Here is a 1,738-nt window from a genome sequence, read left to right as displayed (position 1 = left end):
CGCATTCCATTCCCGCGAACAGCTGGAAACGCTCCTGCTCGACCCGAAATACGCCACCATGCCCCGGATCATCCTGGGCGGCGGCAGCAACATCCTGCTCACGAAGGATTTTGACGGCATCGTACTGAAGAACGAGATCAAAGGGATTACAGCTGTCAGGGAAGACGGTGACTTCGTATATGTGAAGGCCGGCGCCGGCGAAAACTGGCACCAGTTCGTACAGGACTGCATCGCCAAAGGGCTCGGCGGACTGGAGAACCTTTCCCTCATACCCGGCAACGTAGGCGCCAGTCCCATGCAAAATATCGGGGCCTACGGCGTCGAGATCAAGGATACTTTCGGGCAGCTGGAAGCTTTTCACCTGCGCGACCGGGAGATCCGGTTGTTTGACAAGGAAGCCTGCGCCTTCGGGTACCGCGAGAGCGTGTTCAAGCATCAATACAAAGACCAGTTCGCTATTCTGAACGTCACTTACCGGCTTTCCAAAAAACCGGTTTTCAATACCAGCTATGGAGCGATCGAGCAGGAGCTGGAGCGCATGGGCGCGAAGGAATTATCCATCCGTTCCATCAGCCAGGCGGTCATCAATATCCGTTCCTCCAAACTCCCCAACCCCGCGGAAATCGGTAATGCCGGCAGCTTCTTCAAAAACCCGGAAGTAACCGCCGAAACCCATGCTTCCCTTCAACTCGCATTCCCCAACATCGTCGCCTATCCCCTCGCCAACGGCCATTTCAAACTGGCTGCAGGCTGGCTGATCGAACAGGCGGGATGGAAAGGGTACCGCGACGGCGATGCCGGCGTACACGAACGCCAGGCGCTGGTGCTCGTCAATTACGGCCGTGCGGAAGGTGAGCAAATCGTGGAACTGTCCTGGAAGATCGTGGACAGCGTGAAGGAGAAATTCGGCGTCGTACTCGAGCGCGAAGTCAATATCATTTAGTTTTCGAAGCGATGTGGCGGATGATCTTGTCCGCATGTTCACGGGAGTTCTCGATGAACCAGACGTGTGTGTTCATCCCCCCGCACACCACGCCGGCCAGGTAAATGCCCGGCATGTTCGTTTCCATCGTGTCTTCATTATACACCGGTTCCCTGGCGCCATCGGCCGACAGCTGTATACCCGTGTTTTCCAGGAAATGGAAATCAGGCTGGTAGCCCGTTGCAGCGATCACGAAATCGTTCGGGATGGTGATGATGCCTTCCGGGGTGAGGATGTCGGCCTCCTGCTCGCGGATGCCCACCAGCGACGAATGAAAATAAGCCTGGATGCTGCCTTCCTTAATGCGGTTTTCGATATCCGGTTTCACCCAATATTTCCCGCGCCTGCCGATCTCGCCTTCGCGGATCACCATCGTTACGTTTGCCCCTTTGCGATAGGTTTCCAGCGCTGCGTCTACGGACGAATTATTGGCGCCCACCACGATCACTTTGCGCGTGGCGTAGAAGTGCGGGTCTTTGTAATAATGCGTTACTTTGGGCAAGTCTTCGCCGGGGATGCGGAGGAGGTTGGGAATATCGTAAAACCCGGTGGCGATCACGATGTGGGCCGCTTCGTACACGGCTTTGCCGGTGATCACGGTGTAACCTTCCTGCGCGGGTTTGATGGTTTCTACTTTTTCGAAGAGATGAATGTTGACTTCCTTGCTGACGGCTACGCGGCGGTAGTATTCGAGGGCTTCGTTGCGTACGGGTTTGGGATTGTTGGATACAAAAGGAATATTACCTATTTCCAACC

Annotated in this window: 2 protein-coding genes; one reads left to right on the top strand and one right to left on the bottom strand. The window is 55.5% G+C overall.

Going from position 1 to position 1,738, the window contains the following annotated elements; all coding sequences use genetic code 11:
* The coding region (murB, locus tag Q0510_RS23545; protein ID WP_298717322.1) for a UDP-N-acetylmuramate dehydrogenase at positions 1 to 943 on the top strand (943 nt) is incomplete at its 5' end.
* Here the strand turns inward: murB and Q0510_RS23540 are convergent.
* The coding region (locus tag Q0510_RS23540) for a YpdA family putative bacillithiol disulfide reductase (RefSeq protein WP_298717319.1) at positions 936 to 1,738 on the bottom strand (803 nt) is incomplete at its 5' end. The two genes, murB and Q0510_RS23540, sit on opposite strands and share 8 nt — an antisense overlap.

It is taken from the genome of uncultured Chitinophaga sp., assembly GCF_937874145.1.
Classification (GTDB): Bacteria; Bacteroidota; Bacteroidia; order Chitinophagales; family Chitinophagaceae; genus Chitinophaga.
The sequence above is the reverse complement of the archived record's forward strand: the minus strand, read 5'-3'. Positions and strand labels throughout refer to the sequence as shown.